Raw genomic sequence first — 24,886 nt, 5'->3', positions numbered from 1 at the left:
ACTAGAAAGTCTTCTCTGAAACAAAAAGAAATGTACCAAACATTCCTACTCCGCTATATTCTTTTGAAACACCAGCTTCTGTTTTAAATGTTTGCTTTACAGTCATAAAGAATACACCATTTCGTGCATCTGTACTTTCAAATTGTAGTTTTTCTTTTTTACCATCTACATTTTGCGTGCATTCAAAACTACTCTCATTACAATTCAACGCATACTTATCCTCTACATACACTTTAAAATCTGATTCTTTCGGACAAGTTATAAGTAATATTGCCACGAGAATAATACTTATAATACCCACAATTGTATAATATTTCTTCATTTGTACTCCTTTCAAATGACAAGAAAACTTGACTTCATACGCCAAGTTTTCTTAGTCAACAACCCATTGCCACTCTTGTTCTTTCTTATCAAAAATGAGCCAACCTGTTTCTGTTGCTTCCTCTTTCAATTCATCGATATTATCTAACACCTCATCCGTACTTTCATACGAACCAACTACATATACCGGAATTTCAAGACCTCTTCTTGACTCAATCTTCCCTGCTAGATCTATGTAAAGACCATCTTCCATTAGTGGAATCAGTCCCATGATCAATTCTTTTGAAATTGCTGGGAAAATTTTTGATTTTTGGAAGAAAGAAAAACGTTTCTTACCGAAAGCACCGAGTTTATACGGAATGACTTTACTTAACATTCCTACAAAATCAGCAATTCTACGATAATACACTTTGTTGTACCATCCGTCATCATGTGAAAAATAAACAAATCGATTTTTCAACAGCGGAAAGAATGTTCTTGCAAGTGGTTCTTTTTTGTGAGCCAAATATAATAATTCTGCAATTTCTTTCGGCTCTAATTCATCTAAATCGCTTGCATCATCAAAATCTACCCAACAAAATTCATCAAATTCATCAATCTCTGCTTGAATTAACTTATGTATATTTTCTTCCTCAACATATTCAAATAAAGTATGATAATGAAAATCCGTCCATTCAAAGTTGTGCTTCAAAAGCAACACTTGATGAAGCGGTGAAGGGATGTTACTCGCAAACTCTTTAAACGTAATTCCTGATGTAATAAAACAATGACCTCGACGATTACCATTAATATATATCATATTCTTTACTTGGTCAGATCCTCCAGACAAAGCACCTAGCCACCTTCGTTTTATATGTTTCAATTCTATAGCATATTTTAACATGAAAAATTTTAGAAACATAGAAAAAACTTCAAAAACTATTTACAATTTCATGTGTTTTATTACATAGTGATTACAAGAAAAAACGCCTGCTCATAAGCAGGCGTTTTTAAAGGATTTCATCTGGGTTTTGAGGATGATGATTTCCCTCTTTCTTTTCTTCTTTTTGGAACATCGATTGAATTTTATCAATTGTTTGTGGAGCTAATTCAATCATTTTTTCTGCTAAATGTGTCGCATTTTGTAGATGAAGAATATTTACTCCATCTTTATTCACCACAAGAAATGCTACTGGTGTAATCGAAACACCACCCGCGCTACCGCCACCAAATGCAGCGTTACCGTTCGCTCTTTGTCCATCATTCGTTTGGAAATCAGAACCTCCTGCTCCAAAACCGAACGCTACTTTAGAAACCGTTAACACCACACCACCGTCAGCCGTTTGAACAGGCTCTCCAACAATCGTATTTACATCAACCATTTCTTTTAAATTTTCCATTGCTGCTTTCATTAACCCTTGAATTGGATGATCCACCGTTCATAACCTCCTTTGTCATATCTTTCCTAGTTTTTCCGAAAGTTTGTGAACTAAACATAAAATTTTATATTGATTTCAAAAAACTTAAGTTGTAATATTTAGAAAAATAAAAAAGAGGTCGATTCGTTATGATGCGAAAATTAACAAAGAAAGATCATGAACAAGTATTCACTTACCTAAAAGAAGAAGCAGCCCTTAACTTGTTTATTATTGGAGATATTGAAGCTTTCGGTTATGACACAGATTTTCAAGAACTATGGGGAGTATTTAAAGAGAATGGAACATTAAAATCAATTTTACTCCGATTCCACGATTCATTTATACCATATAGTAAAGAAGACTTTGTTACCACTGATTATGAGGCACTTCTTTCCGCATATAAGCCACTTAAACTCTCTGGTAAGTCAACTATTGTAGAAAAGTTTGAAACTGCTCCAAGTCTACAATTAGGCGTCAAAAATGAAATGTATTTTTGTGAATGTCTAAATGACAACAACTTACCTGACACGCCTATTCATGAAACGATTAAACTTGCGTCACTCGATGATATAGAACGAATTATGAAATTACGAAGTGACATTGCTGAATTTCCGACTACTAATGAATCAGAGAAGATATTAAGGCAGGCTATCGAAACGAATACAGGACGCACATACTATATTGAAAAAGACGGCGTGATCATCGCATCCACCTCTACTTCCGCTGAAAATTCATTATCCGCTATGGTAGTTGGTGTATGTACACACCCGAATTATCGTGGAAATGGATATGCTTCACTCATATTACAAAAAATGATTCAAGACTTTACGAAAGAAGGCCGAACACTTTGTTTATTTTATAACAATCCAGCTGCTGGACGAATTTATAAACGTCTAGGGTTTAAAGACATCGGGATGTGGACGATGTATCGATAATAAGAAGTACTCTATAAGAGGAAATAGTTGTAACTTAGCAATAAAAGCCGATTACACAAAAACTTCACACCGTTATTATGAAGATGGAAAAACTACTTGCGGAGCAATACTCTAACTAAAACATGTTATGTATTCAAGCTAAATTTAGATAGATACACGCCCCAATTGTTGCATCTACTCCAGCAATTGGGGCTACATATTTATACTCAAATTCTTTCCACTACAAATAGAAATATTTATGAAACATTTATCACACTTATGTTGCTATTATCTTTACGTGCAAATACCCTTCTTAATATTACTGCTTCTTATTATACTGTGCTTTAAAATCAATATATTCCTGTTTCGCATCTTGGTTATTACCTTGGTGACTATCAAAAGATGTATGTATTTGTGATATATATTTTACTAAGTTGCCCTCATCATTTCTCTTCTTATAATTCACTACGATACTTACTTCCAATATCTGCTTTGAACCATTTTTAGAATCAATATGCAATGCGATTGATCCACCATCATATTCATCATATTGTATTTTCAACTTATCATTAATGATACTCTGAAACTCTAATTCAGTTAGTTTGTATCCAACAGTACTAGGCTGATCAAACTTTTTTATATCATCCCCGGGCTTCATCTTTAGTTTCCCTATCCCTTTTAAACGATCTACAATTAAGTTCACATATGAAACATCCAGATTCGATTCCGGACTTTGTACCTGTCCATTTTTATACATAATATTGGTACGATAAACAACTTCTTCTTTATTATCTTTGCTGTCTACTGCTGAAGTAACCTCTTGTGTTGTATTTCCATATAAACTTTTATCTTTCGTATTATATATCCCTTCCGAAGTTTGATAGATTGTTTTTCTATGCTCTCCATCTTCCTTTTGCTCATATGTACTATATATACCTCTTTGTTCCACATACGCATATCCATCATCACTCGCAGACATAACCTTTTTCATGTCACCTTCATCCAATGCCTTTACTAATCTCTCATACTCTATCTTCGTCTCCCCAAAACCACATCCACTTAATAAACTTGATACTATTGACAGAACTATCATCATCTTAGATTTCTTCTTTAACTTCATACTGACACCCCGTTGATTTCCCTAGGCATTTTTAAGTTCATTATGTTCCTTTTTGGAAATTAATACATTTCACCTTTACTTACTGCTATTTATTTACTCATACAGATTATATTGAAGATGCTTTAATTTTTAATAGCATTAATTTATATACAATCCTTAATTGTTTATATATTCTATTCGAATTTTCAGAAACCAAAACTTATTTTATTTCTTTAGTTTTCTTTTTTCCTTCTCTTCATAAAGCTTTAGTCTTTTCTGACGTTCCCTTTCATGTTCCTCCCACGAAATATAAAATGATGGAAATTTAAATCTACAATAGGCTAATAATTGGAACTCTGCTGCACCTATGGCTACCGCGTACATGATGAACGTAAATATAAAGTAACCAAACATTATGCTCAATGAGTAATTATTTTGTATATAAATTAAAACAAGAAGAATTAGTACATAAATTACCACACCAAACATTATATTTTTCTTTGCCTTATTAAAAAATGAAGTAGATCTTTCTCCCATACTAAATGCACCTTTACTTGCTTGTTTAAGAGTATCAACTGTTGTTACACCATGAACAAGTATTGCTCCTAATACTAGTAAGCCTACATAAATAAGCGTAATAAAATTAATAGAATAATTACTCATCCCTGGAAGAACAAATGCCGTAAGACCTATAGTACCTAACTGAAACGCATATAATAATATCACCAATGTCTGGAGTTTTTGAAATTTAAAACGTACCTTAGGGATCAGATATATAATAAAAAAGATTACTTGTAGGCTATATAACAACAATTCCATTCTGACTATTACTGTGTCAAAAAGAGTCGGATAGTAATCCCAGCCAAATCTAATTAATGCTCCAAAAATAAAAAGCATCAATAACGAACTATAAAGCATTCCACCAAACATAAACAACATAGCTCTTTCAGGGCTTAAACGATGTCTACATGTAATTCTAAATTCATCTAAATCTTCTTCTTTTATGTTCCACATTTGTTAACTCCACCTTTCCCCGAACTATAGTATATTACCAAAATAAAGATGCAATTTTCTTAGTCACTGATTTTATACCTTTTTATTTTCATCGCAACTCTTAACAATCTCTTTTGTTGTACTGCGCCTTGTATTTTAAATATTCCTGTCTCGCATCTTGGTTATTATCCTGTTTTCTATTAAAATACGTTATTATTTGGAACATATTTTCTATTAATTTTCCATCCTCATTCTTTTCTTTAAAATCTATATCTATCCTCATTTGCAAAATTTGTTTTGGATTATTTGGGGCATCCAGGTACAATACGATTGTTGCTCCATCAAATTCATCGTATTGTATCTTTAATTTATTATTAATAATATTTTTAAATTCAGATTCAGTTAGTCGATATCCCACTGAATTAGGCTGATCAAACTTTTTCATATCATCTTCAGGCTTCATTTTTAGTTTCCCTATCCCATTTAAACGATCTACAATTAAGTTTACGTATGAAACATCTAGATTTGAATCCGAACTTTTCACCTGTCCATTTTCATACTTAACATGAGTACTATAAATAGTTTCTTTTTTATAATTCTCATTTGTCCTTTTTCCCTTGTCTTTTTCTATATCAGTCGTAACTGTTTGTATCGCCTCTCCATATAAACTTTTATCTTTTGTATTATATACACCTTCCGTAGTTTGACGAATTGTCTTACTATGCTCTCCATCTTCTTTTTGCTCAAACGTACTATAAATACCTCTTTGTTCCACAAAAGCATACCCATCATCACTTGCAGACATAACCTTTTTCATGTCACCTTCATCCAATGCCTTAATAAATGGCTCATACTCTACCTTTTCTTCAAAAAAACTGCATGCTTGTAGTAGGCTGATTGTTATTATGATAGTAATCATTTTAGAAACCTTTTTTATGTTCATTTCATCATCACACTACCCACTCTACATTTTCGATCAGATAACCTTCTAATCACTTTAATCACCTTACATAATTAAATTTTCTTTTAGAAGTTAAAATACTCTCTTGTAAATAATTACTTTTCTATCATCAAAACGTACAATACGCACTTTCTTTATGCCTTACGTTTCGTTTTACCTTTTTTATTTTTCTTTCGATATCTTGGAGTCTCTCTTTTATGTTGCTCCCACGTTTTATTAAATGATGGAAATTTAAATCTGCAATATGCTAATAGCTGAAATTCAGCTGCTCCTATGGCTATCGTATACATTAAAACAGTTCCTATTACATATCCAATAAAAGTATCAAACGCATAATCATTATGAAAATAAATCAAAATAAGAATGATTAATGCGTATATTGAAGCAACTTTCATCATAGTTCCTTTTGTTTTACTAAAAAAGGATACGGATCTTTCATCCATACTAAACGCACCTTCACTTGCCAATTTAAATGTATCTATTGTTGTTACAATATGAAAAATTACTGCTCCTAAATATAGCAAACATACATAATTTAACGTAATACGATCCATTGAATTATTAGCTATTTCAGAAACAACTAAAACTGTAAGTAATATAGTAGCCATTTGAAGTGCGTATAATAATACGACAAGTGTTTGTAGCTTTTGAAATTTAAATTGAGCTTTTGGAAATAAATATAAAATGAAAAAAATTACTTGCAGAGCATATAACAACACTTCCAGCTTAACAATTCCTATATTAAGGAGAACCATACAGTAATCCCAATCACCTGATACAATAATAGAAAAGACGGCTATTGAACTATAAAGTATTCCTCCAAACATAAATCCTGTAGCACCCTCAGGACTTAAACGATCATTACATGTCATCCTAAACTTATCTAAATCTTCTTCTTTTATATTCCACATCCTGACGTTTCACCTCTATACAGCTTAAATAATTTTCATTCAATAACATCCCATTACATTCCTAACTTTTTAAATACATTCATCTTCGCGTAACTATATTCAGATAATATTATCTCTACATTAATTACCGTACATAATCAGAATGCTTTTGATAGTTCAAATAGCCTTCTTTCTCCTCAAAAGCTCTAAATATTCTTCTCTCTTTCACTTAAGCATATCCCTCATACTCCCTGAAACTCCACTCACTTAGTAAAAACGTTACTGTCATCACAATTGTATCGAGATAATATAGCTCTTTAATTTTATCTTCAGAAAGGTGATAACCTCCCATCGACAATATGCTAGGAGGTTATTACAGTTATTTAAAATTTGTTTTTTATTTTAATGGATTCGATTTTTGCAAATAATAATGTTGTTTAATTTGAGGAGCAAACATTAAAAACCTACTGCTTAATAACTCGTAATTAAGTCTTCACCCTCATATCTAGGGTCTTTCTCAACTTTACCATCTTTTGTTTTGATGACTTTTAGTCTACCTAACCACTCTGCTCCGTTATATGTCTCTTCACTTACCCCTACATTATGCTTTTTACCATCTACCTCAACTACTAATGTGGGGTGTGTAAACATGAATTCCTTCTCTACATGCCTACCTACAATTTCTGCATGTAATGATGTACCTTCTTCAACTAGTTTACTATTTTGATACCCTTCGATAATAGGTAATCCAATAAATACAAAGAATATCAGTCCAAATACGATTACTTTCTTCTTTGTACTCCATTTATTCTTTTCTTTCAATTCCTTCTGTCTCGCTTCTCTTTCTTCGCGTTCATCCAAACTCTCATTTAAAGCATCTTCCCATGCCTTAACTTCCGCTTCGATTTCTGCTTCAGCTCTTGCTAGTTTTTCTAGTTGTTCATCGGTTGCTACCATCTCATATGAGTTATCTCCAACCAAACGAATTTCAGTACCATTTTCTTTTACTTTTCGCAAGTCTTTTTCTGTACAATTAAACTCTCGAATGATTTCCCCTTGTGTGTTTACCAATCTAACGTAAATGTTTTTTTCTCCTTCTTCTTAAACATCTGAACTCCCCCTTATTTGTTTCCTATCATAGATAACCCTATTGCAATTAAGAGAAAGAAAACGATAATAAGGAAAGTCTTCCCTTTGCTTACTTGTGTTGTACAACCTTCCAAGACAGCCCATATAAGAATTGGAAAAAGAAGAATACCTAGGAGAATATCAACTAACTTGTTGCTACTCTTCTTTAGTGGTTTTTCTTCTACTATCGGTTTTATCTGAACAGCTTCTTTTCTTATTTGTTTCGGTTTCTTTTTCTTGCGTCTATGATTCACCCAACTTACTCCTTTTAGAATAACTTTTTCCTAACTATAAAAATACCGAAATATCCCCATTTTCATCGTACAGGATAAAAGGTATAAATTCTCATTAATACCATTTTTCAAAACATCTATTTTATTTTTTAACAAACTCATTCCGCCACATTTTAAACTTAGCTGCAAATTGACCTTCAATTCTTCAAAACAAATCAGATCCCTTTAGAATGATTTATTATTTTGAAAAGACTTTTCATAATTCATATAATCTTGCTTAGCTTCCTGATCATTATCCTTTTTACTACTAAAATTCACAGATATTTGCTGAGTATGTGTGAATAATTTCCCCTCACTATTTTTCTTTTCATATACAATTGAAATTATTAATTGTATTATTTGCATTGGATGCTGTTTCGTATCTTTAAAATCGTTAAAATTAAATACAATTGATGCTGTTTCAAAACTATCATATTGCAAATTCAATTTATCGTTAATTATTTCTTGAAATTGTGATTCCGTTAACGTAAAACCAACTGTATTTGGTTCATTAAATTTCTTTTTATTTCCATCTACTTTCAGTTGTAAACTCCCAACACCTTGCAATCTATTAAAAATTAGTTTTACATGTGAAACATCCAAGCTCGAATCAGTACTGTAACCCTTTCTATCTTTATACATGAACCTAGTGCTATATTTTTCTTCTTCTTTATATTTATTATCCTTATGTCTATCTTTTATGTTCTTAATATCACTTGTTATTTTTTGAGTGGTCTCTCCATACAATAAATTTTCTTTCAAATTATATATACCTTCAGTAGTTTGATATAGTGTATTATGAATTCTGTCATCACCATTTTTTTCTGTCGTAAAATCAATAACCCGTTCCTTCACATACGCATACCCATCATCACTCGCAGACATAACCTTTCTCATGTCACCTTCATCCAAAGCTTTGACAAATGACTTATAATCTATTTGATTTCCCAAAAAATCACATCCACTTAATAAACTTGCTACTATTGACAGTACTATCATCATCTTAGCTTTCTTCTTGAACTTCATACTGACACCCTTATTCAATCAAAATAAGCTTTCCTCTTTCCATTTTGGAAGAGGAAAGCTTATTTCCTTTTAAATTTATTTTTTTCCCTTTATTTCTAACTCTTGTGCTTGTTGTTGCTTTTTATTTTTTTCAATTACTTTTTCAAAAAACTCATTCCGCCACATTTTAAACTTAGCTGCGAATTGACCTTCAATTTTATTTCGATACCCTTCAAATTTAACCTCTGCAATATCCGTGTGGTTAAATAATTTATACGTCTCTTCGGTTAAACCCACTGGATGCAACACTCCACCATAATCATAGAATGTGTTTTCATCAAGTAATAAACCTCTCGTAGTGATTACATACTCCACATCTTCCTCTTCTTTAAGACCCAATCTTACAACACTGCCTAAAGGTAATACTTTATCCATATAGTCTTTCATATTAATTCACTGTCCCTTTTAGTACGCTAATTTTCTCTTCTATTTTTTGTCTTTTTTTCTCTAATTGACGGATACGATCAATAAATGCCTCACGTGTTTTTCCTTGTAATGTACTATCAATACTACTCTCTAACCTTCTAATATCTCCCGTTAAAGATGCAGCTGCTTTTTCCAATTGCACTACAACGTTTATAATTTGTTCTCGTCCACCACTAGCTGGAAATGTACTATGAACCCTTGACATTATCGTATGTAAATCCACCTTCATACCCCTCTCTTTTAAATTTATAAACTTGGAGTTTTAATAATATGAAACTGCTCCTAATTCTTCGTCTTTTGCAAACATAGAAAATACCGCTTCTGAAACATCGTCGTTTAATTGCTTTAAATCTTTTGATAACTCCTTTACATCTTTAGCAATTTCACCTAATAAAGAACGGTTTATCCCCCTGCTGTTGTCATTCATAAAGAGATTTAACAATGAGTGACGATGACTTAATATATGTTCAGATACAATTGCAGCTACATTTGTATCAACTACAAAATCTCCTTTAAACAAATCTAGTAAATCTTGCACGTAAGAAGCTGCAACTTCTTTTGCAATTTCTAAAATTTCACTTGTAGCTAAATATACTACAACACTTCCAGCTAAAAAATTTATAGCAGTATTAAATACAGACTCTAATACTTCTAAAACTTTTTCCTTACATTTCGCTAAAGTTGTTTCAATCCATTCTACAGCGATATCTACCGCTCCTTTTATTTCAATTGTAGCCATTATACTAAATTGGATTGCTTCTCCTGTAATTTGAGATTTTAGTCCTTCATACTTTTTATTGAGGTTATAAATACTTTCTGTCACTTGATCCTTTATTTTTCTATACTCTCTCTCAGCTTGTACAGCATCTGAATAAGTAAGTACCGCCCATAAAATCGGTGAAATCGGTGTTCCTTGTATGATAAAGTTTATTCCTATACCTGCGACTTGTTCTTCCGCTAAAGAAACTTTTCTTCCAAACTTTTTATTTATAAGTCCTGTATAAAAAGCACCTGCCGATTGGGTAAACTCTACAAAACCTGGAATTATATCCCCTCCAGTATCATTAGTACTGGTTAATTTATCAAACCATATTAACTTGCCATTATTATCATAATCTTTCTCAGAAAAAACGTAAGAATGCCATGCTTGGTTTGGAATTATATACATTCTCCCAGGGATTGTAAAGTCTGCCACTTTTATTCCGAGATGTAATGGATCCTTTTCGTTAATAACATTCCTAATATTATTCATATCAAATCCATTACCAAATTTATCAATATCTCGGTTTAATACAGGTGCTGGATTTAATGTTAATGATTCAATATTATCTTCTTGGTGCCTTAACGATACCGTATTAGCCAAACCACCACCTAATGAATGCCCTGTTACACTAATTTTGGCAGAAGGGTTATCATGTTTAACCTTCAAATAAAATTCTTCTCCTTGATCATACTGTCTAACTGTAAAATCGTGTTCCCAATTACCTAACACCATTTTATTTGCACCCGTTATATTATGTCCCCCAATTTCACCATCTGTTATTGCATCCGTTGCATCTTCCGTTCCTACATATGTTATTATAATTTCTCCTGTAGACCTATCTTTAAAAGCATATGCAGCAAATCCTGTATTTTCATCAACTTTATCATCTATAAGTTCTGCGTTAAAGTTCTTTTTTAATGTTTCTTTATTTGTTTCACTTGATTGGTCATAAGGATATTCCCCAGCTTTAAATAGATAAATATCCTTTCCAGCTAGCTCCAATTTTCCCCAATCAGAACTTATCTTTAGTTTTTTATCTAGCTCCACATCCTTACTCATATTCTTCCCTCCTAATCACTTATAGTTTTTATACTGTTCTTTGTAATTTATATACTCTTTTTTTGCATCTTGATTATTACCTTGCTGACTATCAAAATATGTGTGTATCTGTGATATATATTTTACTAACTTGCCTTCATCATTTCTCTTCTTATAATTCATTACGATACTTACTTGTAATATCTGCTCTAAGCCATTTTTAGAATCAATATGCAGTACAATTGATCCACCACCATATTCATCATATTGTATTTTCAAGTTATCATTAATAATGCTCTGAAAATCTGATTCAGTTAATTTGTATCCAACAGTACTAGGTTGATCAAACTTTTTTATATCACCTTTGGGCTTCATCTTTAGTTTCCCTATTCCTTTTAAACGATCTACAATTAAGTTCACATATGAAACGTCCAGATTCGATTCCGGACTTTGTACCCGTCCATTTTTATAACTAATATTTGTACTATAATTAACTTCTTCTTTATAATTTTTATTGTCTACTTCTGAGGTAATTTCTTGTGTTGTATTTCCATATAAACTTTTATCTTTCGTATTATATATACCTTTCGAAGTCTGATAGATTGTTTTACTGTGCTCTCCATCTTCCTTTTGTTCATATGTACTATATATACCTCTCTGTTTCACATACGCGTATCCATCATCACTAGCAGACATTACCTTCCCCATATCCCCTTCATCCAAAGCTTTGACAAATGGCTTATAATCTATTTGCTTTTCTCCAAAACCACATCCACTTAATAAACTTGCCACTATTGACACGACTATCATCACCTTAGCTTTCTTCTTTAATTTCATACTGTCACCTCGTTAGTTACTCTAGGCATTTTTAGTTTCATTATGTTCCCTTTTTGATAGTAATACACTTCATCTTTACCTAATGGCGCTTCGTTGCTTATATATTTTATGTTGAAGATACTTTGATCATTTAATGGCATTGCGATAATTGCTGCTGTTAGCTTACTTCTCATTTTCATAGGTAGAGCTTCACGATTTCGGTCCATGTAGTCGTGGTGACCTGCTAATACAAAGTAAATGCCTACTGTACGAGATAGATCAATTAAAGTTGCTGCATCCTCCATTTCTAAATAAACAAATTTACTAAACTCTTCAACATTTGTCATGATAATGAGTTGTTTTGTGAATGCAGGAATTTCTCTACCTTCTTGTCTTGCTTGCGCTAATTCAAGAGCTCGTTCGCGAATTACTTCCATCCAATACTTCGCATGCATATTGATTTCATTTTCGTCTACAATGTAGTGCGTCACATTATCTTTATATTGAACGAAACTATACTCTGCTGTATCCACTAACGTCACACTTTCAAAATAATCTTTATTCAATTGAGATAGGATGCTAGATACAATTTGTTTTCTCATACTATCATCTACACTATAAATCATTAAATGATCATTCCCTGCAATATCATGAGCTACAACTTCTACGTTTGCAAAATCAAGCCCCATTGGAATTCTTGCTGCTTGTAGGGCTTTTGTAACGTCTTTATTTTTACGATAAGTAGCAATATCAATAATTTCTGGCATCATTGGAATTGCCTTCGGACGTTCTCCATCCCATTCTCGGTCCATATCATTTGCTTCTTGTTGTAATAATTGAATTTGCTGTAATTCATCTTCTGCTTTCGTAGGTAATGCAACCTGGAATAATGTAGGCGATTCTAGTTTTATTAACGCTCTTCCTGCTGTTTCTTCCACTTTTATATCAGATCTCCCTACAATACTAGCTACTTCACTTTGATCAATCATATATAGGCAAGTTTGAATTTTAATATTATTGTACAATTGAATTCTAAGTGCATTTTGTCGCCCTGCACTAATTAAGGTATGAATTCCTAAACTTGCACCATCTCGGACAATTTGCATAATTAGCATTTCAAAGCTTTCATAGAACTTCGCTTCTTTTACTGCATCATAATTGTCGATTGCAATAATAATATGTGGTATTTCTTTCCCACTTGCCTTTTCATACATTTCAATATTTGCAACGTCATATTCACTTAATAATCGTTTACGATTTTTCATTTCTTGAGTTAATCTTTCAACAAACTTTAAACATTTTTCAGATTCATCAATCGTAATCGTATCCGCTACATGAGGTAATCCTTTTAAAGGTAGAAGACCATTTGTTCCAAGGTCCACTAAATACACATGCAAATGCTCCGGACTATGCTGACGAGCTACATCCATAATGACTGATTGTAAGAATGTTGATTTTCCGTAGCCTGGGCTTGAGAAGACCGCTACGTGTCCGTCTTTACTAATATCTAGTGTTAATGGTGTTTGTGATTGTAATTCAGGCTGATCTAGTAGACCAATTGTTGCTTGTAATGGTTTCTTTTCTTTCGTCCATGCTTCTTTGAACTGAATAGCATGTAAGTCTTGTAAATATACGCTTTCTGGAAGTGGTGGTAACCACGGTCTTGCTAATGCTTCAATTTCATTTATTTCTGCGTAATCGTGAATGTAGTCAATAACAGCATCCAGTTCAGATGGTACGCTTATTACTTCTTTACTGCTACCAAGTCCACTTAAATCTTCACTTAATATTTCATATTGTCCTAGATCATTTATTGCATAGATTGTTGCGTCTAAATGTTCTTTATCCTCTTTGTTTTCTACATAGTCTGCTCCGCTCCAAGCTGATTGGAATAGTTCATAAATTTCATTATTCCCAACTTGTAAGTAAGCACGTCCTGGTAATGTAATTTCAGCGGCATCTGGCGTTTTTAAGATTTCATTACTATCTGACGTATTTTGAACTTTTAGTGCTAGTTTGAATTTCGAGTTACTCCAAATTTGATCATCTACAACACCACTCGGTTTTTGCGTAGCTAATATTAAATGGATCCCGAGTGAACGACCGATACGCGCTGTTGAAACTAACTCTTTCATAAATTCTGGTTGTTCTGACTTCAGTTCCGCGAATTCATCACTAATTAAAAATAGATGCGGCATCGGTTCACTTACTAAGCCTTCTTTATACAGTTTTTGATACTGATTAATATGGTTTACATCATTTTCCCCAAATAAGCGTTGTCTTTTTTGCAATTCAGCTTTAATTGATGCGAGCGCTCTCATACTTTGTGCTCCATCTAAGTTCGTAATTGTTCCTAATAAATGCGGTAAGTTTTTAAATAAATTCGCCATTCCGCCGCCTTTATAGTCAATTAGTAAAAAGGCTACTTCGTACGGGTGGAAATTGACTGCTAGAGATAAAATATACGATTGTATAATTTCCGATTTACCTGAACCTGTTGTACCTGCTATTAATCCGTGTGGTCCGTGTGCTTTTTCGTGTAAGTTTAAGTTTACGATATCTTCTTTACCACGTAATCCAAGTGGTACAGCTAAAGATTTATGCGCTGCATTTTTCTCCCAACGACTTGTGATATTCAGTTCTTTTACTTTTTCAACGCCGTACATTTCTAAAAATGTTACGCTTTCTGGAATACTATTTTTTAAGTTTTGCAAATGATTTAATGGTGCTAATGCCCGTGAAATATCTTCTAAATTGAACCCTTTCGGTACGTGATTTAGTTTAAATTGACGGTTAACAAGCTCTCCTTGCTCTAAGATGATGTTCCCTTGTTTTGCATCTCTTATATCTATTACCGTTTTCACATGCTCCGGTAAACTTTGCATAACATCTTGTACAAATACAAGTGATACACCTAATTGACTCGGATCATCATTAAAAAATTCCATAACAACATGGTCTAATATTAGTTTTTCATCTGTAATGAGAACGACATAGTGCGGTGCAAAGTACATTTTTTCATTAGTAGAACTTTTTTCATCTAGTTTTAATTTTCGTTCTTTCAATATTTGATACAAACTATTTAACACTTGATCACGGCTACGATCATGGTATACAAATCCACGTACATTTATATCGCGAACACTTCCATGAGGTAACCAGCGCATCCAATCCCATTTTTCTTTTTCTTCTTCCGGAAAAATAGTAATAAACTGCAAGTCATAATAACTATGGAATAAAGCCGTTTGTGCAACTAATAATTGTAATTGCTCTAACACTAAAGAGCGTTGGCCAATATAACCGACTGGTCCATTCATTAAATCTGTTACAACTGGTACATCTTCTAATGATAGATAACGCTGTCTTAGTTCACGCGCTATATCAATTAACTCATCTTTCGTTTGACTAAATTCTTCTTCATTAAATTGAATTTCAAAACTCGTATTAGCTTGTCCTGTTCCAACGCTAAATGTTAAGAAATCATGATGTAACATTGTTTTTTCATAAATTCTAGGATTTACTTGAACTGCCATATTACGTATTACTTCTATATTTGGATTGTGATAATGTAATGCGTGACGCTGTTTTTCACTTTCTGCATGTAAATCTTTCGTTTTTTGTTTTATATACTCTCTATAGCTTTTATCTCGTTCAACAATGTCGACTTTATATTGCTTTAAATTTTTTATATACGATGTGACAGAAACAATGATTGTTACTAAGGTCATCGCAATCGATGCGATAATAAACATTCCATATTTCATGAAAATTGCAAGTAATACGGTTACGACAATCATGACAAGTGAAGGTGCAATGATTCTTGCTAAATGCTCCGTTGGTTTTGATGGCATACTTGAAGGCTTTGCAATTGTCATTTTCTCTTCTGGTTCACGGTAAATAATACGTGGTGAACGATGATAGTCTGGATAACCACTTTGATAATTCGTTTCTGATTCTACTAAAATAGGTAACGCAGATTTCACTTTATTTTCTGAAGAAAGTACTTGAATGTCTTCACTACCAATCTCCAATAAAATACCATCAAAATATAATACGTCTCCTGATTCCAACATAACGCTATCTTTTAACTTCGTATAATTATGAAATACATCCCCGCCATACACGTTCACTTTAAAAGAATCGTACAACGTTTCGCGAGATAGCATTAAATCTACACTAGTCCCGGTAATAGAAATATCATCGTAATCGTTTTGACTCACTGTAAGAGAATGTTTCGTTCCGATATCAAACACTTTAGTTGTGCCAACAATAGATATAAAGATTTTCAAGCTCACATCTCTTGTTTTCCCAATCTCAATTTCCTTATTGAATTCTATTAATTGATCCTGTACCATCCAAGCATTTACTTCATTATTCCACTTTAACTCTACTTCTTGTTCTAAACTTGGATTCGTAATATCATTTGTCCACTCTTTTCCAATCGACACTATTGATTGCTCATTTGGATGTAATGTGCACTTATATATTTTGTCTCCATAAGTCAATACTAATAGTTGCTCCATCCGTGTTCACTGCTCCTTTTCAACTGTCTCATCAAGTGCTTACTCTTTTTTCTCTGTGTCCGACAAATTTTTATCGTTTGATGAATTGCCATATTTCTTTTTATATTCATCTAATTGTTGCTCATATGTTTTTAACTTTTGATCACGTTCTTCCCCTGATAAATCAGGATTATTTTTCAGTGATTCAATTTGTTTAACAAGGCCGTACATAATAAGCTGAGGATCATCAAGTGTCTTAGCTAAATCTAATGATTTATCAAAATTACCTTTTCCGTTATACATCCAATACAGCAAATACTTTTCATCACTTTTCAAACTAATGTTTTTCATAATCGATTTCTTTTGAGCTTCACCTAGTTTTTCAGCTGTAATGTATGCAAATGCTAACTCATATTTAGATGCAATCGGTAATGATTCAAACTCCTCTTCATTCAATTGCGTAATGACTTTGTCATAATCAGTTGCTATGAAACTTGCATTTGCTTCTAACAATTTATTTTGATAAGGAAATTTTATAAAAGTGAAATATATTAAAGGAGCAGCTAAAATAACTGTCGCCGCTATGAAGGAAAAAGCTAAGTATTTAAATGATTTATAGCTTTTTTTAGGTACTAACTGCATATTTTTTTCTGTTTTTGTTTGTTCCTTCTCAAAGCTGTCATCAAGAAACTGCAGTAATGCATCTAAGCTTTCCATTTGAGCAACGGTCTGTTCAAATGTTGTTTCTTTTGCATCTTTTAGTAACCCAGCATACAAATCATCAAAGTTATGTTTTTGGGAGAATAAAGCAATAATTAGACACTTATATTGTGTTAAAAATTGCTCTTCTAATAACGGGGTTGGCGGAACAATATCTCGAATTCCTCTATGTATAATACTTGGTATTAAATTAGCATTAAAAACTATATTGTCTGGATGTAAAAAGAACGTGATTCGTTTATTTAAATATTTACGAAACTGCGCAACATTCCGAAGTAGTCTTAATTTCTCATTTCTTCCAAAACGGCTAAGATCGTCCCACTTATATAATTTTTTATCTACTTGATATAGAAACGTAAACATATCATCCGTTTCTTCTATTGTTAATGGTACAAATTCAGATGATTCGCCCGTAATTATATCGAATTGACGGAAGTCTTTTATACGTGTTTGAGATTTGGTCATCTCCAATTTCCAATTTTCTTTTTCTATTTGAAATTGATAGTTCATTGCATCAATTTGAATTATTTTTTCCGTCATGTTTATCCTCTTCTCCTTTTCTTTATAACCCGTAATAACTTATTTTCAAATAACTAAAAGTAAAAAATATTCTTTATAAAACTTGCAAAATATCTCCATCTGTTATTTGGTGATCAATTAAACGATCATTATCTGTTAAAACAATTGACTTATTTTTCACTTTAATTACAAAATGTGAACCTTCATGATTATCAATCTTTAGCGTATCTAATAAGTTTTTTAATAAATATTTAATAGATTGATGATTCGGAATACGCAAATCATATGTATTTCCATTCCATTTACTAAAATCTACTGTCACATTGATATGTGTTTGTATTGCCATCGCTTTACCTCCAACTTTTACGAAGAACCGTATAAATACCGATGCAAATAAGTAGAATGCCGCCGCCAAATAATAATATTATTGTTATACTAATTGGCTCTTCATTCATTGTTTCATTACTCGCTACTTCATCTGCACTTTTTCTGACAATGTATTCACTGCTAAACAAACTATTTTTCGTATCTTTAACACTATTATTCTCTTTTGGTTTTGTAAAAAGAGAATCTCGCAAAGCTTCCATATCTTTTTGTTCTTTCTTTTTCTTTTTCTCAATTTCTTCTTCTATATCTTTGTTAAATAACTCAATCGATGCTTTATCTAATTCTGTTTCCTTATGTTCCTTTTTATTTTTTTCTTGGTCGCTTTCTTCAAGTCGATCCACTTTAAACTTAATCTTCCCATCATCACCAAGATAACTGTCAGCCGCGCTCCTTATCGGTAGCGCGACAAACAGTAAAAGGATAGAGAGAAATGATAACTTAGCCACTATGCTCCATTGTTTGATCATTTACTTCTTTTTCCTCCCATTTCTTATGCCATACAAATAGATTACTAACCAATCCAATAATGGCAATTACAAACAATACGACAAAAATAACTTTCCCAGTATCTTTACCACTAATAAAATCATTTAGAAAACTTTCTATATACTGAAGCGGTGAGAATTGACGTATCTTTCCGACAGACGACATTTGATCTACTTTACTTCCAACTGCCTCAGTTAAAAATAGGTACATGCTTAAAAATACTAATAGTATAAACATTCCTACCATTTTTATTTGTCGTAATAAGTAGGTTGAGACTAATACAAACGCCATCATAATAAATGTGATGAACGCAATCCATAGTAAACTTTGATCCTGACCGAACTTTAAAAGACGCCCAGAAATGATACCTATACTAATCCCTTCCACAATTGATATACCGAAAGCTACTACTGTAGTTGGTACATTCATATCAATTAATGAGAATTTCTCTTCAAAATGATCTGATTGCATTCGTTTCTTTTCTTGATTCGCAATTGCGTATGCTGTAAATAATGCAACAATGAAACAAGTTAATACAATTAAGTATGGTGTAAAAGCATTTCCTGCTACAATTACTCCATCATTTTGCTTTTGAACTGGACTAGCTAAAAAGTCATATAGCATCTCATTTTGACGATCTCCAATACGGCTATTCGCTAAAATTTTCGTAAAGTTTTTGGAGAATGATTTATCATCTTCCATTTTCTTCGTAAAGTCATTTAATAATAGATCAGCTTTTGAAACAATTGTCGTTCCGCTGTCTTGAATTTCTTTTGCTTGTCCATTAATTTGATCAAATGTTTTATATACATCGTCTGAAGTTGCTAAGCTATGCTTCGAACTTTCGACCAATGACTGACTTTGCATCATTAATGATTTAATACCAGAATCTAACGATAAAATAGCTGTTTGCTCACCAGCATGATTTGTTGTTAATACTTGCTGCTCTTCAACTAGCTTTAAGCTATTCTCACGCCATTTCGCTAAACCTTTTACATACTCTCCTAAATTTTCATTCATACTAGTTGCTTGTTGCGTCGTTCCATTTAATTTCTCCGCTAGTAGCATAGAATTTTGATCCGCACTAGTAATAGATTGTTGATAAGAGTTTATTTTTTGTTTTAAACCTGACATATCTTGCTTTATTTCTGTAGTAATACTTGATGAAACAAGATTTGAAATTAAATCAATTAAACTTTGTTTATTTAATACGTAGTACAAAGATTGATCCGTCGCAATTGCATCTAAACTTCCCTCTTCTAACTTAGGACCTACATCTTTCGTTCTTAAATCAATCCCATAATACATTTCGTAAAGGCTCATTAAACCTTGATAACTTTCGACTGTATCTACTGCTTCTTTTATTAATACACTAGATATATTTTTTGTTAATACTTCTGCTTTTTGATGTACTACTTGATTCGTTGTACTTTCAGTAACTTTACCGTTATCTGTTCCCGTTTCGCCTCCTGGATTTCCTCCGGTCCCGTTGTCTGTTCCCGTTCCGCCTCCTGGGTTTCCTCCGGTTCCGTTGTCTGTTCCCGTTCCGCCTCCTGGGTTTCCTCCGGTTCCGTTGTCTGTTCCCGTTCCGCCTCCTGGGTTTCCTCCGGTTCCGTTGTCTGTTCCCGTTCCGCCTCCTGGGTTTCCTCCGGTTCCGTTGTCTGTTCCCGTTCCGCCTTCTGGGTTTCCTCCGGTTCCGTTATCTTTCCCCGTTCCGCCTCCTGGGTTTCCTCCGGTTCCGTTGTCTGTTCCCGTTCCGCCTCCTGGGTTTCCTCCGGTTCCGTTATCTTTCCCCGTTCCGCCTCCTGGGTTTCCTCCAGTTCCGTTATCTTTCCCTGTTGTGTTTTCCATTTTTTTAATAATAGGGTTTTTAGCACTGTGTACTAACGGCATTATGCCATACTGTGATTTATGAACCACATTTTCCACCTTGCTATTTTCCGTTTGTGTTCCTTTATCTTCTTTGTTAGGTTTTTCTTTTTCAGGACTAGTTTCTTTTGTATGAGTCCCACTCAATTCCCACTGCCACATTACAGGAGAGAAAACATCTATATTGATGTTTGGATCTTTTAACTTCACATGCAGATCAATCTTTATATCCCCTTCATTACGAGGAGCTATTGTAATTTCTCCTGCTTCGCTTTGAAGAAAATCACTTGTACGATCCACATCATCAATATATAAAGCTTCTGTACTTCCATCTAGTTTAAATTCTTCTGGAATCTTTATCTTCAAAATTTGCGGAGATTCCATTTTAATTACTTTCGCAGTATCACTAAATGTAATTCCCTCTGTATAAAGTCTATCCTTTACTTCTTTAATAGCGTTTCCTAAAGATATTTTATTTACAGGATCATAATAAAAATTATTTTCTTTATTATATTTTTTTGTAAATTGAATTACATTTTGCAGTTGTAATTTCGTCGCATCTGGTAAATCGCTTTGACCGATTTCTTCCATGTTTAAACTAGGTAATTTCGCAATTAAATTCTCGATTTGTTTCTTTATTCGAGCATCTGGTTGTTTCATTAATGTATTTATGAAGATTTCTTGCTTTCCATCATTCGACATAGATTGCTTTAACTTCTTAATTACCGTCTCTTGAATATCACTTTCTAACTTTCCTGCAAGTTCTGTATCATATTCAGATACTTGTTTTTTTACATCTGCTAAATATTTTTGAATCGCTGCAGCATCAGTTAAAATATTCGGTTCTTTCTCTGAAAACGTAAATTGATTTGAAATAATTTTATTAGCGGATTCCAATGCACTTAATTGCTTTAAAGCATCGCCTGTATTCATATCATTCATATATTGATTGAATTGATTTGTGAAATTATTCGCTAACAAATTGTTATCAGTTTGCATTTTTTGAAAGTTATTAAAACCATCTAAGTACGTACTGTTAGATTTATTCCCTTCATCTAACGCTTGACCGAAACCTTTTAAAACATCCTGAAATCCTTTGAAACTATTAACAGAAACACCTGTATAATCTTGTACTGTTTTAAATTGATTTGTGTAATTTGCTAACGGACTATGTATATCTTTTTTATACATAGTTGTTTGAACGTTTCCTTTTTCAATTATTTTACCTATATTATCTTGTGCACCTTGTAGCTTACCGATAATACTCGCAAAATAAACGTCGATTATTTGCTTATTGAAATCTTCTAAAATAACAGAAGCTGTATTTTCTGCCTCAGCTTTCAAATCCTTATTCCCAGTTGCATTTACTTTGTAGTTTAACGTTAATTTCTCTGGAATCTCTGAATCAATCGCAACTGCCTTCCTAGAAAAATCATTTGGAATAACAATCATCATATTGTAATTATTATTTTTCAATCCATTTTCCGCTACCCCGCGGCTAACTACGTACCATTCTTGTTTCGTATTTTTATTTACATTTTTAACAAATTGATCTCCAAACGCTATTTTATTGCCCTCAAATACAGTGCCCTGATCTTCATTTACCAACGCAACTGTCATTTTTGGTGTAGTATTCTCATTAGCTTTCTTAACATTTTGATTTAATGCTAAATAGGAGACCCCTGTTGATAGTACAAGAGCTAAAATAATAAACAACAAGATGCTCCATTTGAACTTTTTCACTACTTATCACTCCTGCGACTGCGAGTCTATCTAATGAAAGACTTCGTATCTTACTCTAGTTTTAAAGTAATTTAGCCATACAACGTATGGTTGCATGGCTAAATTATATATTTCTTTTTATCTGTCTTATTGTAGACCGAAATTACGAGAAAGATCTTCGTCATGTCTAGCAACAGCTTCTGCAGTTTTATTAAGCTGCATATTAATTTCTTGTAATAGCTGTGCGAAGTTTTGTACTTTTGGCTTTAATTGATTGAACTGTTGGTCAAAACCTTCGAAAGCACGACCTTCCCATTCTCCTCTTAATTCATTTTGTAAGTTTTGTAGTTGACGTAAAATGTCCTCAATTTGATTTGCACCTTGTCCATATCGAGTCGCTTTCGATTTAAGCTCCTCTGGTGACATACGAATTTGTCCTGCCATTATTAAATCCCCCTTAAAATTAAAAAATAGTAAAATTAACCAATAATCAATTCTACAAATTGATTATATCAATAATTTAAAAATTTCTAAACAAAAAAATGATATTTTTCCAAAATTTCTCTTTTACTATAATAACGATATATTGTATAATACTAATTTATTTATTTTTAAGCACACTCTATAAATCTACTATAAAATAAAGGCAAACCATCTATTTTATACTTATTCGCTTTAAATTCCAGCGATAAAGTAGCCACTAAATCATTATTTTCTCTTCTCTCATTCAGACTATTCTACTCACTTCAAAGTCATAATTACCTGCCTTTCAACAAACCCAAACTCTTCGTACATCTCTTTTGCAAAATTCCCAGCAAATACATTCAACCGAATTTCTGAATACTTCTCCTTTAATTCCTTAATACCAGCTTCCATCAGTTCTCGCGATAATCCTCTCCCGCGATATTCTGGGAAAACGTACAATTCATATATAAATCCAAGTTTTTCACGAGAAAAATAGTCTGTATTTTCCCCTATTAATATCCATCCCATTACTTTATTTTTTTCTTTAACGATTAAATAGTATGCTCCTTTTTCTACAATCGGCTTTGTAATCTCAATTGCTTTCTCGGTACTTAATTGACAATTCCCTCTCGTCCCTTCAAAAAGCGATTGAGCCGAATATTTTAATATTTCTTTGGTATCTTCTTGATTCGCCTTAATTATCATTTTTCACAACTCCCCTTGAATAATAGGCATTACTATCGCTTGTTCAAGATTCTCCGCTTCCATAACAATTGCTGTTAATCCGTGTTCTGTACTTGTTTCATGGAGCTCTCCCTTTTCCCAAAACACAGCTTGTCCCGCCTCTATCTTTATCTTTTCTTTATTTACCCCACATACATATCCTGCTCCTTTCACAATAAGAAGCAGTTGAGATACAACTGCTTCATGATTACCGATGATTCCATTCTCGTGTAAATGCATAGCACCGATATGTATATTCCCTCGATGGTTTAATATTTTCGACATGATGAAATTAGATTGAAATACTGATAGGTGCTTTCCTACTTTTTCACTAAAATCAAAAATTTTCATTACTAGTCCTCCTTATACGTATAAAACCATCCTTACTGTCTGCATCATATGTCCTTCAAAGTCTTCTTCAAATTGCTCTAATTCAGCAAAACCTTTCGCTTCATAAAAGCGTTTTCCTTTTTCATTTGCTGCCTCTACATGTATGTACAATTTCCGTATCCCATTTAATTCCTTAATCCCTCTTTGTAATAAAGCACTTCCGATCCCTTTTCCTTGCTGATTTGGTAACAGATAAATCGCACCTAATTCCGCTTCGTTTTGTAGTCTAACAGGTGAAAAGTTCGCAAACCCTATTACTTCTCCTTCTTCTTCCGCAACGAATAAATGTGTATTTTTAAGACGATATTTCATTTTTTCATCAGAGTATGCCTCATCTAAAAAGCTATCTTGAATTTCTCTTGGAATAATGCCTTCGTATGTATCATGCCAAGCTATTTTTGCTACTGATTGTACAGCGTGAATGTCTTCTTGCTTCATTTCTCTAATTATATATGTCATCTCGATGTCTCCATTCTCTTTAAATTATATTCTGCTAATATACTAGAAGAAACGGCAAAACCATTTTCATAATTCATCTTAATTAACTTTAATTTCTCAATTGAAGCTGTTGCAAAATCAAACTTTCCATAAATATATTCCATTACACTTAAAAACTGCTTTGTATGTAATCTATTTGCAATTGTACAATGCGGAACCCATTTTCCCGGTACGTAATATGAATTTGGGTTGTCATGAAAAGTTTTAAAATAATCATGATAAGAATAATGAAGTTTTAACAATTCATCAGTAACGGTCGGCGCTAGAAAGACCGTTCCATTAGTAGGAAAAATTCCAACAGAAGGAAAAGTTACTGCGTCCATATTTTCTTGAATAGCTACAAACTTCCCTAGTTTCTCAGTATACAAATGGACATCTAACTCATTATAATCCGCAATCGTTATATGAGGTTCTACTCCAGCTAATTGATTTGTTCCAATTACATTTGTTAATTCATTTTGCAATTCTGTAATTTTATTAGTAAACACACGATCAAATGTAGCAATAATAGCGTACAATCTT

General features: G+C 32.8%; 24 protein-coding genes and 2 pseudogenes. 1 reads left to right on the top strand and 25 read right to left on the bottom strand.

Annotated elements, in window-relative coordinates; translation table 11 throughout:
- Nucleotide 1 precedes the first annotated feature (1 nt).
- From ACTFRY_RS14520 to ytfJ, 3 genes are all read right to left on the bottom strand, one after another.
- Nucleotides 2-322 carry a hypothetical protein gene (locus ACTFRY_RS14520; RefSeq protein WP_000761171.1) on the bottom strand — a complete coding sequence of 107 codons (321 nt, stop codon included), beginning with the start codon at nucleotides 320-322 and terminating at the stop codon, nucleotides 2-4.
- A gap of 51 nt (nucleotides 323-373) precedes the next feature.
- A complete protein-coding gene (locus tag ACTFRY_RS14515; RefSeq protein WP_000014087.1) occupies nucleotides 374-1,150 on the bottom strand; it encodes an oxalate:formate antiporter in 777 nt (258 codons plus the stop codon).
- A gap of 160 nt (nucleotides 1,151-1,310) precedes the next feature.
- Nucleotides 1,311-1,736, bottom strand: a complete 426-nt coding sequence (gene ytfJ / locus ACTFRY_RS14510; RefSeq protein WP_000349986.1) for a GerW family sporulation protein — start codon at nucleotides 1,734-1,736, stop codon at nucleotides 1,311-1,313.
- A 131-nt stretch (nucleotides 1,737-1,867) separates the two neighbouring features.
- On the opposite strand from ytfJ, the gene ACTFRY_RS14505 reads away from it, so the two are divergent.
- The gene (locus tag ACTFRY_RS14505) at nucleotides 1,868-2,653 is read left to right on the top strand and encodes a GNAT family N-acetyltransferase (protein WP_000984782.1); all 786 of its coding nucleotides are present in this window, start codon (nucleotides 1,868-1,870) and stop codon (nucleotides 2,651-2,653) included.
- 298 nt (nucleotides 2,654-2,951) lie between these two features.
- On the opposite strand, the gene ACTFRY_RS14500 is transcribed toward ACTFRY_RS14505, so the two are convergent.
- The 22 genes and pseudogenes from ACTFRY_RS14500 to ACTFRY_RS14395 all read right to left on the bottom strand — a co-directional run bounded on the left by ACTFRY_RS14500 (nucleotide 2,952) and on the right by ACTFRY_RS14395 (nucleotide 24,882).
- A complete protein-coding gene (locus ACTFRY_RS14500) occupies nucleotides 2,952-3,752 on the bottom strand; it encodes a DUF3952 domain-containing protein (RefSeq protein WP_098616367.1) in 801 nt (266 codons plus the stop codon).
- 204 nt (nucleotides 3,753-3,956) lie between these two features.
- The gene (locus ACTFRY_RS14495; RefSeq protein ID WP_098616368.1) at nucleotides 3,957-4,745 is read right to left on the bottom strand and encodes a hypothetical protein; all 789 of its coding nucleotides are present in this window, start codon (nucleotides 4,743-4,745) and stop codon (nucleotides 3,957-3,959) included.
- 100 nt (nucleotides 4,746-4,845) lie between these two features.
- Nucleotides 4,846-5,643, bottom strand: a complete 798-nt coding sequence (locus ACTFRY_RS14490) for a DUF3952 domain-containing protein (RefSeq protein WP_415483719.1) — start codon at nucleotides 5,641-5,643, stop codon at nucleotides 4,846-4,848.
- 176 nt (nucleotides 5,644-5,819) lie between these two features.
- Complete coding sequence (locus ACTFRY_RS14485) at nucleotides 5,820-6,596, bottom strand: hypothetical protein (protein ID WP_000267128.1); 777 nt, start codon at nucleotides 6,594-6,596, stop codon at nucleotides 5,820-5,822.
- A gap of 450 nt (nucleotides 6,597-7,046) precedes the next feature.
- A complete protein-coding gene (locus tag ACTFRY_RS14480) occupies nucleotides 7,047-7,592 on the bottom strand; it encodes a hypothetical protein (RefSeq protein ID WP_440032353.1) in 546 nt (181 codons plus the stop codon).
- Nucleotides 7,593-7,696: 104 nt separating this feature from the next.
- Nucleotides 7,697-7,957 (bottom strand): hypothetical protein, encoded by a 261-nt coding sequence (locus ACTFRY_RS14475; RefSeq protein ID WP_001016548.1) that lies wholly within the window; start codon nucleotides 7,955-7,957, stop codon nucleotides 7,697-7,699.
- 204 nt (nucleotides 7,958-8,161) lie between these two features.
- Complete coding sequence (locus ACTFRY_RS14470; RefSeq protein WP_098616369.1) at nucleotides 8,162-9,001, bottom strand: DUF3952 domain-containing protein; 840 nt, start codon at nucleotides 8,999-9,001, stop codon at nucleotides 8,162-8,164.
- Nucleotides 9,002-9,076: 75 nt separating this feature from the next.
- Nucleotides 9,077-9,427 carry a DUF4176 domain-containing protein gene (locus ACTFRY_RS14465; RefSeq protein WP_098616370.1) on the bottom strand — a complete coding sequence of 117 codons (351 nt, stop codon included), beginning with the start codon at nucleotides 9,425-9,427 and terminating at the stop codon, nucleotides 9,077-9,079.
- Between the two features lies 1 nt (nucleotide 9,428).
- Nucleotides 9,429-9,689 (bottom strand): hypothetical protein, encoded by a 261-nt coding sequence (locus ACTFRY_RS14460; protein WP_000363098.1) that lies wholly within the window; start codon nucleotides 9,687-9,689, stop codon nucleotides 9,429-9,431.
- A 39-nt stretch (nucleotides 9,690-9,728) separates the two neighbouring features.
- Entirely contained in the window at nucleotides 9,729-11,288 is a 1,560-nt protein-coding gene (locus ACTFRY_RS14455; RefSeq protein WP_000031234.1) for a lipase family protein, read from the bottom strand.
- Nucleotides 11,289-11,303: 15 nt separating this feature from the next.
- A complete protein-coding gene (locus tag ACTFRY_RS14450; protein WP_000768470.1) occupies nucleotides 11,304-12,104 on the bottom strand; it encodes a DUF3952 domain-containing protein in 801 nt (266 codons plus the stop codon).
- A pseudogene (essC, locus tag ACTFRY_RS14445) lies at nucleotides 12,101-16,330 on the bottom strand (type VII secretion protein EssC); the annotation flags it as partial. The pseudogene essC and the gene ACTFRY_RS14450, both read right to left, overlap by 4 nt.
- A pseudogene (locus tag ACTFRY_RS14440) lies at nucleotides 16,325-16,606 on the bottom strand (FtsK/SpoIIIE N-terminal domain-containing protein); the annotation flags it as partial. The pseudogenes essC and ACTFRY_RS14440, both read right to left, overlap by 6 nt.
- 39 nt (nucleotides 16,607-16,645) lie before the next feature.
- A complete protein-coding gene (gene essB / locus ACTFRY_RS14435; RefSeq protein ID WP_000136611.1) occupies nucleotides 16,646-17,845 on the bottom strand; it encodes a type VII secretion protein EssB in 1,200 nt (399 codons plus the stop codon).
- Between the two features lie 73 nt (nucleotides 17,846-17,918).
- Nucleotides 17,919-18,170, bottom strand: coding sequence for an EsaB/YukD family protein (locus ACTFRY_RS14430; protein ID WP_001007571.1), 252 nt, complete (start codon nucleotides 18,168-18,170; stop codon nucleotides 17,919-17,921).
- Between the two features lie 4 nt (nucleotides 18,171-18,174).
- Nucleotides 18,175-18,678, bottom strand: a complete 504-nt coding sequence (gene essA / locus ACTFRY_RS14425) for a type VII secretion protein EssA (RefSeq protein WP_000595655.1) — start codon at nucleotides 18,676-18,678, stop codon at nucleotides 18,175-18,177.
- Nucleotides 18,650-22,309: a type VII secretion protein EsaA gene (esaA, locus tag ACTFRY_RS14420; RefSeq protein WP_240383708.1), complete on the bottom strand. Its 3,660-nt coding sequence runs from the start codon at nucleotides 22,307-22,309 to the stop codon at nucleotides 18,650-18,652. The genes essA and esaA overlap by 29 nt, the downstream gene beginning before the upstream one ends.
- A 126-nt stretch (nucleotides 22,310-22,435) precedes the next feature.
- Nucleotides 22,436-22,732, bottom strand: a complete 297-nt coding sequence (locus ACTFRY_RS14415; RefSeq protein WP_000918601.1) for a WXG100 family type VII secretion target — start codon at nucleotides 22,730-22,732, stop codon at nucleotides 22,436-22,438.
- Between the two features lie 297 nt (nucleotides 22,733-23,029).
- Nucleotides 23,030-23,458, bottom strand: coding sequence for a GNAT family N-acetyltransferase (locus ACTFRY_RS14410; RefSeq protein ID WP_069604493.1), 429 nt, complete (start codon nucleotides 23,456-23,458; stop codon nucleotides 23,030-23,032).
- Nucleotides 23,459-23,461: 3 nt separating this feature from the next.
- The gene (locus ACTFRY_RS14405) at nucleotides 23,462-23,827 is read right to left on the bottom strand and encodes a hypothetical protein (protein WP_000688078.1); all 366 of its coding nucleotides are present in this window, start codon (nucleotides 23,825-23,827) and stop codon (nucleotides 23,462-23,464) included.
- A gap of 12 nt (nucleotides 23,828-23,839) precedes the next feature.
- Nucleotides 23,840-24,325, bottom strand: coding sequence for a GNAT family N-acetyltransferase (locus ACTFRY_RS14400; RefSeq protein WP_098616373.1), 486 nt, complete (start codon nucleotides 24,323-24,325; stop codon nucleotides 23,840-23,842).
- Nucleotides 24,322-24,882 (bottom strand): 2'-5' RNA ligase family protein, encoded by a 561-nt coding sequence (locus ACTFRY_RS14395; RefSeq protein ID WP_000270888.1) that lies wholly within the window; start codon nucleotides 24,880-24,882, stop codon nucleotides 24,322-24,324. Before ACTFRY_RS14395 ends, ACTFRY_RS14400 begins: the two co-directional genes overlap by 4 nt.
- Between the last annotated feature and the right edge of the window lie 4 nt (nucleotides 24,883-24,886).

The sequence above is a fragment of the Bacillus cereus group sp. MYBK195-1 genome (genome assembly GCF_051916605.1).
In the GTDB taxonomy this organism is placed as follows: domain Bacteria; phylum Bacillota; class Bacilli; order Bacillales; family Bacillaceae_G; genus Bacillus_A; species Bacillus_A cereus.
The sequence above is the reverse complement of the archived record's forward strand: the minus strand, read 5'-3'. Positions and strand labels throughout refer to the sequence as shown.

What these genes read in the sequence shown, in the direction of transcription:
- ACTFRY_RS14520 (WP_000761171.1), bottom strand. Translation starts at nt 322, where the DNA reads ATGAAGAAATATTATACAATTGTGGGTATTATAAGTATTATTCTCGTG.
- ACTFRY_RS14505 (WP_000984782.1), top strand. Translation starts at nt 1,868, where the DNA reads ATGATGCGAAAATTAACAAAGAAAGATCATGAACAAGTATTCACTTAC.
- ACTFRY_RS14500 (WP_098616367.1), bottom strand. Translation starts at nt 3,752, where the DNA reads ATGAAGTTAAAGAAGAAATCTAAGATGATGATAGTTCTGTCAATAGTA.
- ACTFRY_RS14495 (WP_098616368.1), bottom strand. Translation starts at nt 4,745, where the DNA reads ATGTGGAACATAAAAGAAGAAGATTTAGATGAATTTAGAATTACATGT.
- ACTFRY_RS14490 (WP_415483719.1), bottom strand. Translation starts at nt 5,643, where the DNA reads ATGATTACTATCATAATAACAATCAGCCTACTACAAGCATGCAGTTTT.
- ACTFRY_RS14485 (WP_000267128.1), bottom strand. Translation starts at nt 6,596, where the DNA reads ATGTGGAATATAAAAGAAGAAGATTTAGATAAGTTTAGGATGACATGT.
- ACTFRY_RS14470 (WP_098616369.1), bottom strand. Translation starts at nt 9,001, where the DNA reads ATGAAGTTCAAGAAGAAAGCTAAGATGATGATAGTACTGTCAATAGTA.
- ACTFRY_RS14465 (WP_098616370.1), bottom strand. Translation starts at nt 9,427, where the DNA reads ATGAAAGACTATATGGATAAAGTATTACCTTTAGGCAGTGTTGTAAGA.
- ACTFRY_RS14455 (WP_000031234.1), bottom strand. Translation starts at nt 11,288, where the DNA reads ATGAGTAAGGATGTGGAGCTAGATAAAAAACTAAAGATAAGTTCTGAT.
- ACTFRY_RS14450 (WP_000768470.1), bottom strand. Translation starts at nt 12,104, where the DNA reads ATGAAATTAAAGAAGAAAGCTAAGGTGATGATAGTCGTGTCAATAGTG.
- essB (WP_000136611.1), bottom strand. Translation starts at nt 17,845, where the DNA reads ATGACGGAAAAAATAATTCAAATTGATGCAATGAACTATCAATTTCAA.
- ACTFRY_RS14430 (WP_001007571.1), bottom strand. Translation starts at nt 18,170, where the DNA reads ATGGCAATACAAACACATATCAATGTGACAGTAGATTTTAGTAAATGG.
- essA (WP_000595655.1), bottom strand. Translation starts at nt 18,678, where the DNA reads ATGATCAAACAATGGAGCATAGTGGCTAAGTTATCATTTCTCTCTATC.
- ACTFRY_RS14415 (WP_000918601.1), bottom strand. Translation starts at nt 22,732, where the DNA reads ATGGCAGGACAAATTCGTATGTCACCAGAGGAGCTTAAATCGAAAGCG.
- ACTFRY_RS14410 (WP_069604493.1), bottom strand. Translation starts at nt 23,458, where the DNA reads ATGATAATTAAGGCGAATCAAGAAGATACCAAAGAAATATTAAAATAT.
- ACTFRY_RS14405 (WP_000688078.1), bottom strand. Translation starts at nt 23,827, where the DNA reads ATGAAAATTTTTGATTTTAGTGAAAAAGTAGGAAAGCACCTATCAGTA.
- ACTFRY_RS14400 (WP_098616373.1), bottom strand. Translation starts at nt 24,325, where the DNA reads ATGACATATATAATTAGAGAAATGAAGCAAGAAGACATTCACGCTGTA.